9 protein-coding genes and 3 pseudogenes are annotated in these 9,882 nt (G+C 69.5%); 7 read left to right on the top strand and 5 right to left on the bottom strand.

All coding sequences use genetic code 11. From position 1 onward, the window contains the following. Window positions 1-580: pseudogene (locus ACWERV_RS28210) on the top strand (IS5 family transposase); the annotation flags it as partial. Window positions 581-929: 349 nt separating this feature from the next. Here the strand turns inward: ACWERV_RS28210 and ACWERV_RS28215 are convergent. The 3 genes from ACWERV_RS28215 to ACWERV_RS28225 form a co-directional block, all read right to left on the bottom strand. After that, window positions 930-1,946 carry a Dyp-type peroxidase gene (locus tag ACWERV_RS28215; protein WP_452938243.1) on the bottom strand — a complete coding sequence of 339 codons (1,017 nt, stop codon included), beginning with the start codon at window positions 1,944-1,946 and terminating at the stop codon, window positions 930-932. A 167-nt stretch (window positions 1,947-2,113) separates the two neighbouring features. Then, window positions 2,114-2,926 carry a hypothetical protein gene (locus tag ACWERV_RS28220; protein WP_452938246.1) on the bottom strand — a complete coding sequence of 271 codons (813 nt, stop codon included), beginning with the start codon at window positions 2,924-2,926 and terminating at the stop codon, window positions 2,114-2,116. Beyond that, complete coding sequence (locus tag ACWERV_RS28225; protein WP_452938249.1) at window positions 2,923-3,738, bottom strand: polymorphic toxin-type HINT domain-containing protein; 816 nt, start codon at window positions 3,736-3,738, stop codon at window positions 2,923-2,925. The genes ACWERV_RS28220 and ACWERV_RS28225 overlap by 4 nt, the downstream gene beginning before the upstream one ends. On the opposite strand from ACWERV_RS28225, the pseudogene ACWERV_RS28230 reads away from it, so the two are divergent. From ACWERV_RS28230 to ACWERV_RS28250, 5 genes and pseudogenes are all read left to right on the top strand, one after another. Further along, window positions 3,629-4,287, top strand: a pseudogene (locus tag ACWERV_RS28230) (replication initiator); the annotation flags it as partial. The gene ACWERV_RS28225 and the pseudogene ACWERV_RS28230 overlap by 110 nt on opposite strands. Further along, entirely contained in the window at window positions 4,284-4,574 is a 291-nt protein-coding gene (locus ACWERV_RS28235; RefSeq protein WP_452938252.1) for a helix-turn-helix transcriptional regulator, read from the top strand. The pseudogene ACWERV_RS28230 and the gene ACWERV_RS28235, both read left to right, overlap by 4 nt. A 26-nt stretch (window positions 4,575-4,600) precedes the next feature. Beyond that, window positions 4,601-5,029, top strand: a complete 429-nt coding sequence (locus ACWERV_RS28240; RefSeq protein WP_452938255.1) for a hypothetical protein — start codon at window positions 4,601-4,603, stop codon at window positions 5,027-5,029. 26 nt (window positions 5,030-5,055) lie between these two features. Then, complete coding sequence (locus tag ACWERV_RS28245) at window positions 5,056-5,835, top strand: tyrosine-type recombinase/integrase (protein ID WP_452938258.1); 780 nt, start codon at window positions 5,056-5,058, stop codon at window positions 5,833-5,835. Between the two features lie 1,293 nt (window positions 5,836-7,128). After that, entirely contained in the window at window positions 7,129-7,647 is a 519-nt protein-coding gene (locus ACWERV_RS28250; RefSeq protein WP_452938261.1) for a hypothetical protein, read from the top strand. A gap of 723 nt (window positions 7,648-8,370) precedes the next feature. Here ACWERV_RS28250 and ACWERV_RS28255 read toward each other — a convergent pair. After that, window positions 8,371-8,895: pseudogene (locus ACWERV_RS28255) on the bottom strand (HAD domain-containing protein); the annotation flags it as partial. Between the two features lie 50 nt (window positions 8,896-8,945). Beyond that, window positions 8,946-9,599, bottom strand: a complete 654-nt coding sequence (locus ACWERV_RS28260) for a hypothetical protein (protein WP_452938264.1) — start codon at window positions 9,597-9,599, stop codon at window positions 8,946-8,948. A 64-nt stretch (window positions 9,600-9,663) separates the two neighbouring features. Between ACWERV_RS28260 and ACWERV_RS28265 the strand changes: the two genes are divergently transcribed. Further along, on the top strand, window positions 9,664-9,861 hold the full coding sequence (locus tag ACWERV_RS28265) for a hypothetical protein (RefSeq protein ID WP_452938266.1): 198 nt from the start codon (window positions 9,664-9,666) through the stop codon (window positions 9,859-9,861). Window positions 9,862-9,882 lie beyond the last annotated feature (21 nt).

Below are 9,882 nucleotides of genomic sequence, written 5' to 3' on the forward strand. Positions count from 1 at the left end.
GGTCGGTGGCCTGTATCGATTCCACGATCGTGCGGGCGCACCAGCACGCTGCCGGAGCCCGGAAAAAGGGGGCCCGGGTCCGGCCGGCCAGGCGCTCGGCCGGTCCCGGGGCGGGCTGAGCACGAAGATCCACCTGGTCGTCGACGGCCGCGGCCTGCCGCCGGCGTTCACCGTCACCGCAGGCAATGTCAACGACTGCACCCAACTCCAGCAGGTCATGGCCGCCGTCCGCATCCCCCGGCCGGGTCCGGGCCGGCCCCGCACCCGGCCCGGCCGGCTCCTGGCCGACAAGGGCTGCTCCTCCCGCGCAATCCGGGACTACCTGCGCGGGAGGGGCATCGCCTGCACCATCCCCGAACGCGCCGACCAGATCGCCGGCCGGATCCGCCGCGGCGAGAAGCTCTGCACCTTCGACCGGCACCTCTACCGCCGCCGCAACGTCGTCGAACGCTGCTTCAACCGCCTCAAGCAGAACAAAGCCCTCGCCACCCGCTACGACAAACTCGCCCGGCACTACCAGGCCATAGTCACCATCGCCTGCCTACGCCTCTGGCTCAACAACTTTGCGGACACCCCCTAGCGGCAAGCACAATAAACCCGCTACACCACTTCCACGGACGCAACCCGGCCGCCCGCCGACTGCCGCAGTCAACGCCCGGATCCTGCGCACGGCTGCAGAGAACCCGGGATGGGACCACCGGCGCATTCACGGCGAACTCACCCGCCTCGGCCACAAAAAGGCGGCCTCCACCGTGTGGAACATCCTCAAGCAGCCCGGCGCCGACGCCGCCCCACATCGCAGCGGACCGGGCCTGGAAGCAGTTCCTCCAAGCCCAGGCCCAACACATCCTCGCCCTCGACTTCCTGCACGTTGGGAAGCGGCTGGCGCCGCATCAGCCGCCCTCGGCCGGGGAGAGGAGGTGGGAAAGCTAGTTGACGGAGGGAGGCGGTACGAAGTAGTAGCCGCCGCCCGTGGTAAGGACGTAGCGGGCAAGTGCCTCTCCCGCCAGACGGTGCTGGACGGCGGTGAAGCCTGCAGTGAGGCTGCGCTGGTAGCAGATGAAGACGAGGCCCTCGTCGGAGGCGGCGCCGTCGGCCGCCGGGTGGGCGTACGAGTAGCCGCGCCTGATCAGCGGTACGGCGGTGCCGCGGGAGGCCGCCGGGTTGGCGCGCCGGACGTGGGCGTCCAGCGGCGTGGTACTGCCGCGCGGGTCGGCGGGGAAGTTGGGGTGCTCGTCGGCGGCTGCGCCGTCCAGCCAGCGTCCGCCCGCCCTGCGGCCCACGATTCGGTCCCGCTGCTCCGGGGTGTGGGTGGCCCACTGCTGGACGGCGACCTGAATCAGACGCACCACCTGGTAGCTTCCGCCCACCGCCCAGTCGGGCTCGCCGTCGCCGGGCCGTACGAGCGCGTCGCCATCGATCTGCGCCACCGTACGGGGATTGCCCAGACCCTCGGTGTAGCCGAGACGGTTGCGACTCACGGGGCGGTCGGCCTGCACATGATTGTCGTCCCGGTACATCGTGGTGCGCCAGCGCACCTTCCAGTCCGGTACGGCCGCAAGCAGCGCGCGTTCCGCCCGCTGGACCCCGCGGTCGGTACGGGCGGCGAGGTGCAGCAGGACGTCGCCGTGGCTGCGAGTGCCGTCCAGCAGGTCGCCGGGGAAGGAGGGCATGGCCGTCAACTGCCGCGGGCGGCTGCCGGCGAGGCCCAACGCAGCGAAGAAGCTCGCGCCGAGGGCCAGCCCGTACTCCGGCGGCCCGTCTGCCCGGTCCGCCACCCGGTAGAGCTCCCACAGCCCGCCCCCCACGGCGGCCCGGTCCGCAGACACGTCCAGGGCCAGCACGACGCCTCGGGCCGGCGGCAGCTCCGCCAGCCTGCGCAGGACGTGGCCGCCACCGCCCGCGCTCCCTGCCCCGGCCCCGCCACCGCCCCGGGCCAGCGGCACGGCAACCCCCGCCGCCGCCCCGGCGAGGGCAATCCCGGCGGCCCCGACAACCCCGCGTCGCCCGATCCGCCACCCCGTACGGACGAGGCCGTCGCCGCCTGCGCCTCCTCCGGCCTGCCCCGCTTCGCCCGGCGGGCGCTGCTCCGTACCCTCATCCGTCGGCGCGCTCACCGCGTCCCCTCCGTGGGCTCCCCGTCCACCGGGTCCGCTGTGACGGGCCAGTGCAGGATCACCCGTTGGAGCGTGCCGCGGCGGCCGAGCCTCTCGGCGTGGGCGAGGGCCCAGCCGCGGCCGTCCGGGCCGGCCACCCGCCACGCGTACCGCATCGGCCAGCGGACCAGGACGCCCGCGGCCAGGGGCGGGGCGTGGTGGAGGTAGGCCAGGTTGTCGGCGAAGTCGGCGGTGGCGTACGCGAGGGCTCTGGTCGGCTCGTCCGCGTCGGGGGCGAGGCGGGCCGCGTGGCGCATGGCGAGCAGCCACAGCGCCTCGTTGAGGGACGCCGTCCCCGGGAAGTACCGGGGCAGGTCGTCCGTGTCCGTGGCCATCGCGGCGGTGCTGCGGCGGGCGAGAGCGGCGAGGACCGGCTCCCGCGGGCCGCCGTGCAGGTCGCGCACGCACTGCTGGAGGCGCCCGGCCGCGTCGCGTACCCCGGCGCCTGCGGCGCACTCCTCGAGCCAGTGCCTGCCCCAGCTGCCGGACGTGTGCCAGGCCCAGGCGTAGAGCTCCTGGTCACTGATGTCGCGGCCGACGCGGGTCGGCCACCGGGTGCGCCACAGGGCGTACCGGAGGAAGTGCCCGGCCCGCGCCACCTCGACCGCGTACCGCACGGCCTCGGGGAAGCCGGGCTCGCAGCCCAGCGCCTCCGCCTCCTCCGGGCCGATGCCGTGCCGCACCTTGCCGCGGACAGCCAGCGGGGCCCACTTCATCGACACCCCGACGCACCTGCTCCAGTCGGGCGGCGGCTCGGTGCCCGGCGTCACCGCCGCCCCTGCCACCGCTGGATCTGGTGGACGTAGATCGGCGTGTCCTCGGGTAGCAACCCTTCCCCCATCAACTGCTGCAGCATCCAGACCCTGTGGTTGCCCTCGTCCATCGCCGGCTTGTAGTCCTTGACCCTCGCGTGGACGCCGTTCCGCGGCCGGTTGAGCGCCTTCACGACCCGGTACGGTTTCTTGCGGAGCTTCTTCATCAGGGCCTGCTTCTCCTTGCTCTCGAGCGAATTGTTCACATCGTCCGTCGCGAGCCCCTTCAGGTCGCGCAGCGTGCCGTTCGGCTCCGGCCACTTGCGCCGCCCGTACTGCCACCAGTGGTACTCCGGGTAATTCCCGTAGTCGTACGTCGGGCAGTTGTGGACCAGCAGCGACGTCGTCCCCGCGAGCACGTAGTACGTGTGCGTGCCGTCTACCGTGAGGTTGTAAACGGTCTGGGGCTTGTTGTAGTGCCGTACCGCCGTGACCTGCACCCATGTGCCGGAGCTGGTCCGCAGCCAGTCACCGGACTCCAGGCTTCCCGCGTCGATCCACGCCCCTAAGTCGGGCGCCCAGAAGGGATGGCCATCGGTCGCGGTGGGGGTGTGGCCGACGACGGTGATGTCGGTGACGTCCTTGTCGCCGTTACCCCTGACGAGCGCGGTGACCGGTTCCGCGACGGTCTGCCCGTCGGCCGGGTCGGTGGCGGCCACCTGGTCGCCGACCCGCACGTCCTCGATCGCCTTGCGGGCCGCTGCCGCCCGCGCCAAGGTCACCGTGCCCGCCGCCGGTGACCAGCCGGAACGTGTCCTCCGCTGGGGCACACAGCTCGACGTGCAGCCCATCGGCGCCTTCGGCCACGGCGAAGACCTCACCGAGCAGGCCGTCGCCTCCTACGTCGCCAAGTACGCCACCAAAGCCGCGGAGACAACCGGCACTGTGGACCGCCGCATCGGCGAACTCGCGGAACTCGACAAGCTCCCCGACCTGCCCGACCACACCCGCCGCCTCATCCGGGCCTGCTGGGACATCGACCCGCTGTACCCGGACCGGCGTCTGTGCACATGCTCGGCTTCCGCGGGCACTTCTCCACCAAGGCCCGCCGCTACTCCACCACCCTCGGCAAGCTCCGCCAGGCCCGCGCCGACTACCGCGCCCATCAGGAACGCCGCGCCCTCGGCCTGCCCGACCCGGACGACAACCCCGAGGCCACCACCCTCGTGATCGCCCACTGGGCCTATGCCGGACACGGCCACACCCCCGGCGAATCCTGGCGCGCACAGCAGATCCACCGCGACATCACCCAAGCACGCGACACCGCACGCCAAGCCCGCGCCGAACTGGACGGCACGGAAGAGGGGGACTGGACATGAAGCGGCTCCTGACCACGACTCAGGTCGGCGGCCTGCTGCGGGTGCTGCCCGCCGTTGACGAGGCTCGCGAGGAACGCCCCGACCTGCTTCACAGCGGCTGGTACACCACTGAGGACGTGGCAGACCTGCTCGGCGTGGACGCCTCGACGCTCCGGCGCTGGCGCACTTCGACGCCCTTGCAGGGGCCGCCGTTCGTCCGACTGACCTCGCGGGTCACCATGTACAGCGTGTCCGACGTGGAAGCCTGGCTGGCCTCCCGCCGGGTCGTCCCCGGGGCGGTCGCCTGATGCCCGCGCAGACGCCTCATGCTGGGGTGAAGCTCTCCGCCGACATCGAGTACCGGCCCGGCAATCCCAACCCCCACCGTGCCCGGGTGCGGTGGATCGACCCCCAGACCAAGAGGCGGCTTTCCCGTTCGGAGATGCTGCCGACCGAGGACGCGGCGGAGGCCTGGCTTGATCGCATGCGCAAGGCGGCAAGCCGTGGGATCACCCCGGAAACCGCCACACTGACGCTGGCCGAGTACGGAGACTCCGTCTGGGACCTGGCCATGCGTGGTCTGGAGTCCAAGACCCTCGACCCCTACCGGGCTGGCTGGCGTCTGCGGGTGGTGCCCGCGCTGGGTCACCTGCAAGTTCAAACCATGGTCAACGGCCTGGTGGACCGAGCCGTGTACGGCTGGATCACTGACGAGTGCGGCCGGTCCACGGTGAAGAACAGCCTCGCCGTGCTGGCCGCGTGATGGAACAGGCACTACGAGACGGCCTGGTGGACGTCAACCCCACCCGAGTGAGCGGCTGGCAGCAGGAGTACAAGCGCGCGGAGGACGAGTTGGACGATCCCCGCTCACTCGCGCTGCCGAACTGGGACGCGCTCGATCGCCTCGCCGTGGCCCTCGTTGCCCGGTCGGCCGACCAGTTCGAGGGCTGGGGCGATGCCGTCCGGTTCGAGGCGTGCACCGCCTCGCGCATCGGGGAGGTCTCCGGCGTCCGCGTCAAGGACATCAACCGCGATGCATGGACCTGGGACCTGTGCCGACAGACCACCACCGGCCCCGGCGGGCTGATCGACAAGGGCACCAAGGGCAAGCGGCGCCGCACCGTGCCGATCATTCCGGAGATCCGGCCCATGGTCGCCCGGCGGCTCGACGCGGCCGGTCGCGACCCCATGGCCCGGCTGTTCACCGGCCCCCGTGGCGGGCGCATCACCACCGCCGTGCTCCGCGACGCCACCCACTGGGATGAGGTCGTGGTCCGGCTCGGGTACGAGCACCTGCGGCGGCACGACCTGAGGCACACGGGCCTGACGTGGATGGCCGACGCCGGCGTACCGCTGCACGTCCTCCGCAAGATCGCCGGACACGGCTCGCTCACCACGACGCAGCGCTACCTTCACCCTGACCGACGATCCATCGACCTGGCCGGGGCCGCGCTCTCCGCGCACCTGAGCGGAGCGGAGATCCACTCCCAGATGGCACCCGAAACAGTGCCTGGTCCCAAAGTGGTCCCAGAGGAACACCCCCGGCGGCACCTGCGAGTCGTCCGCTGAGCACACGAAAAGCCCGCTGAGCTGGAGCGATACGCTCCCTCAGCGGGCTTCTTGCACCGTCGGGACGACAGGATTTGAACCTGCGACCCCTTGACCCCCAGCCAAGTGCCTAGCCAGTATTTCCCCGCCAAATGGGACTAACTCTCCGGGTACTATGACCACTTACGCGAGTAGCGCTCACAAACGCGTACACCGTGTGGTCCCCAGATGGTCCCCGAAAGGTAACGGGATTCCCCTCCTTCCGCTTCGCCATTCCAGCGTCCCGCCGTTGGCAGAAATACACAAGCCCCACAAGCGTTCGACGAAACCGAGCATGCACGGGGAGCATCAACGCCCGGACTGCACCCGCAACTGGGACACGCCGCCTGTCGACGCGCCCGATGCGCCGCTGCGCGGGCCGCGCGAATACTGGGGCTCGCCCGGTCCCGGCTGACTGGTGACCCGGCGGCCGTCGCGCTACTGAAGCAGGACCTCGCCGTCGTCGCCGAGCTCGGTTACGGGGGCGTACTCCCTGGCAGTCGGGCAGGTGGTGGCAGACAGAGCAACACCACGGGCTGCTGCGGGAGATCGGCGCGCTCGATACCGCCGCCTGCTCCAGGCCCGGCCCCAGGCGGCGCGTTGGAGTCGAGGGGGGACAGTCGGCCCCCGTACAGCCCGACCTACGGCTGATCAAGGGGCAGCTGGCGCGGCTGACCGCCGCCTACAAAGCGTGCGCCTCGTGCCGAGTACCATTCGACGGACGCGGGGAGAAGATCCCGAAGATCGGTGATCCGAACGTGGGCGGCATGCGTCGCGGTGTCTCGACATACGAAAATGCGATCACCTCGGCGGCATCCTCCACGAATACCGACATGCTGCCTGACCTGCACGGATGACATTTCCGGCAAGGACAGCTCCATCCGCGTCCTGGTGCTACGGCTCGCCCAAGAGAACCCAAGCTGGGGCTACCGCCGCATCCACGGCGAGCTCCTCGTCCTGAACGTGAAGGTCGCTGCATCCACCGTCTGGGAGATCCTCAAGGACGCCGGCATCGACCCTGCACCCGAGCGGACCTCCAGCACATCGAACGGCGGCAAGCGGTCACTGGCCTTATCAACGAATACCCCGGGCAAGTTGATCAAGGGGAAAGGTCCCAGGTCAGAGACAGTGAGGCCGTTTTGAAGCACTACGGGCTCGCCGAGCCGGCTGTCACCTCGGCGAGCGGACCTGCTGAACCCGCCTCACCGGGCTGCGACGGACAGCCGGGGCGGCCCCGGTGGACGCAGGAACCTGCCGGGTGACACGCTCGGCTGCGTGATCGTACTTCGAGCCCTGGCCGAGTTCGGCTCCACCGCAGCCGTCGGCCCGCTGCGCTGCGGCGCGAAACTCAACGACATCGCAGCGGCGCTCGGACCGCCGTGGGACATCGGCCGGGTGAGCAAGCAGCGGCGCTGGCCACACTTGTTCTCCTACGGAGACGTCGAACTTTGCGTGTGCCGCTGCCGCCGCGTCACGATGATCAGCGTGCAGACCTGGCGGGACACCATCGAGCTTCCCGCCTCTGGGACGAAGTCGTTCGCCACGTACGCAGGACCCCTCACCCACGCGCAGGTCACGGCCGAACTCAACGCGATCGGCTGCCGCTTCAACCCCGTGACACTTCACCAGCCACCCGGACAGCTCGCTCTGCAGGCGGAGTCGACGGGGACCACTTTCACCTTCCGGACCGAGGCCGACTCCGAGCCCCTTCTGGACAGCGCCGGCCACTGGATCAGCACCCACGAGTGCACGCCCCCGGAAGCCGACGACCCGGACGACGGCTTCGGTGCGTGATCGCAATCCACCCGGCCGCAACCGACAAGCAGCCGCCTGCTGACTGGAGCACACGCATCTGTACCTGCCGGAGCCTTCGGAGGAGTACGCCGACAAGTGCCCTGGCGAGGTCCTGGTCTTCGCGCAAGGCGCCTACCTCTCATGGCTGGAGGTCTGCTCTTGGAGCGATGACGTCGAGGTGAATCTCGCCGCGGCGCGGGGCTGGCTACAGCCACCGTCCTGAACCCGAGCCGGTAACAGTCGGCGGTCTCGGAACCTGACGCCGTCACCACGAGTCGACCGACATCACGAGTTCAAGTTCAGTACCCCGAACCGACAGCAGCAGACTCACGGCCCCACCCCCACCCCGCACCCGAAACGGTGCACCTTCATCCGTACGAGGAGGTGCACGTTCCCCTGTACGCCGACACCGGGCTCGATCGGGTCGGCCATGGTGCGCTGGAGAAGCTTCGTCCACCAGCCGAACAGTCGCCTATGGGAGTACGAGAGCGGCGGCTGCACGGAGTGGGCCTGTTGCGGAGACCCTTGGCAGGCTCGTGAGCACCTCGAAGCGGTGATGTTGACGACGTCCCGACGGCGGGCGCGTGAACTCCGCAACCTTGTCGATGCTCTGGACAGACTCTACTGATGCGCGGCGGGGCGGCCCGTGTTCGTGTCGCGGGCAGCCTTGTCCTCGGGCGGCTTCAAGCAGCGCTGTGCGGCGGGGACGTCCCCGGCGATCTTGTGCAACCACTCACTGAGAGTGTCGTAGTCCAGGTTGGTCAGACCGCGGCGGGGGTCGACGCGATGGAGGAAGGCATGTCCTTGGTGGTGTGCGCAGGCCCAGGCCCGATCGGTCTCGGTGATCTCGTCATCGACCCAGGCGAACGCTCGCCCTGCTGCCCAGTCGACGAGCGCGCGGGTCTTCCAGTGCAGCCCGTTCCGCTCGTCCTGCTCGTCGGAGTCGGATGGCTCCGGCCAGGGCACCACCGCCAACTGCGGCAGGCCCAGCTGCGGCGCGACGTACTCGTTCGCGTCGTCCATCCATGTCGTGGCCCAGACGAGATCACACGGTAGCGCCTTCAACCGGGGTCCGTGCTCGGGATTGATCCTGGCCAGAAGGGGATTCAAGTCGGGCCCCTGTAGTTCGGGGCCCAACTGATACGTCGGATGCCCGTCCGGATACTCCTGAGTCGCTGCCCCGAACGGAATGAGCGGGCCGTCGACATCGAGGAAGAGCAGTGGGGGCTGTGCAGCAAAACCGGTCACGGCTGCACGATAGCGACTCCTTCGAGAACAGGACGAGGGGCCGCGGCTGTTCATGAGTCCCACTGGTCGCAGTACTCGATGTGGATCTCGCGCGCGTTGACGAGAATGCCGTCGTTGGAGTGGAGCTCTGTGCAGAAGTACGGGTAGCTGGGATGGACGGGGACGTAGCTGGGACCGTTTCGGGCGACGTTGAGGAAGTGCCGGGCAGTTTCCCTGAACACCTTCGCGCTGCCGGTCATGAACAGGGTCTCGGCGTGGAGATGCTGGTGGAACAGGTCCCGGTTCTCCCGGTAGTGCCGTGCGTCGTGGTCAATCACGGCGTCGCCTGTATGTCCCGGATCGGGCAGCGTCACGGTCTGCGGACGACCCGGGCCGAGTCGCCCGCGCACCTCCTTCCATCGTGAAGGCGCGAACTGGAGCGAGTGATGCAGCAGCACGAGATCAAGCTGACGCATGCCGTCTTCCGGAAGCTCGCGGGAGGGGGCTTGGTTGCCTCGCATCGGCAGGTGGACCAGCGAGAGCGGTGAAGAGGCAGCGAGCGTCCATAGACCGCCGATTCGCTGGGCGGCGTCCTGATCGAGGTAGGTGTCCAGGTGCCGATCGTGGTCGATGAGCACTGCGTGGACCAGGGGCCGGGCGGGTCGGATGACCTTGAACTCCGTGAATCCGAGACGTGCTTGGTGGATGGCGATGGGTAGCTTCATTGGTTCTCCGGGACACGGCGGCTGACATCGGCGGCGGCGCGAGGTACTCGATCATGTCCTCATCATGAACGAAGCCCACGCCCGAAAAGTCCTGGCCACCTACGAGCGCCATTACAACGAGCACCGCCCCCACCGAGCCCGCAGCCAACTACCACCCGCTACCGACCAACAGCCCGCCACAGTTCACGACCTCGAAGGACGCCGACTCCGCCGCACGCGCATCCTCGCCGGCGCCATCAACGAATACCGCTACACAGCCTGACCTGCAGCGACGACTTTCCGA

Source organism: Streptomyces sp. NPDC004031 (genome assembly GCF_053604375.1).

Excerpts from the sequence above, each read along its gene's own strand:
- ACWERV_RS28235 (WP_452938252.1), top strand. The coding sequence starts at position 4,284 with ATGAAGCGGCTCCTGACCACGACTCAGGTCGGCGGCCTGCTGCGGGTG.
- ACWERV_RS28260 (WP_452938264.1), bottom strand. The coding sequence starts at position 9,599 with ATGAAGCTACCCATCGCCATCCACCAAGCACGTCTCGGATTCACGGAG.
- ACWERV_RS28265 (WP_452938266.1), top strand. The coding sequence starts at position 9,664 with ATGAACGAAGCCCACGCCCGAAAAGTCCTGGCCACCTACGAGCGCCAT.